Origin of the sequence: Bacillus sp. GbtcB14, assembly GCF_019091205.1 — a bacterium.
GTDB lineage: Bacteria > Bacillota > Bacilli > Bacillales > Bacillaceae_G > Bacillus_A > Bacillus_A cereus_AG.
Genome location: NZ_JAGXJT010000197.1, coordinates 1 through 258, shown reverse-complemented (window position 1 = coordinate 258; position 258 = coordinate 1). Strand labels below are relative to the sequence as shown.

Below are 258 nucleotides of genomic sequence, written 5' to 3'. Positions count from 1 at the left end.
ATAGAATTTGGACGGCCATGATAATGATATTCACCGCCGCGTTTGCCAGTACATACTGCTTTGATGTGATCGGCGTTGACAGAAGTCTGTAGTACGTTCTGTTTTCCCGCTCTTTAATCATCAGTTCCGTCAGGTTGCCGGCGGAATAGAGCATAATGATAATGAGATACCCGATGACTGAGTAAGTCATTTCTTTATGATTCGATGTATCTTGTAAAACAGCAGACTCCGTTTGAATCGGAGAATGCTTGAAATCGG

The 258-nt window shown here is 43.0% G+C and carries 1 protein-coding gene; it reads right to left on the bottom strand.

What is annotated here, in order from left to right:
* A partial coding sequence (locus KVT31_RS29695; protein WP_217613743.1) for an ABC transporter permease occupies positions 1–258 on the bottom strand: 258 nt, incomplete at both ends.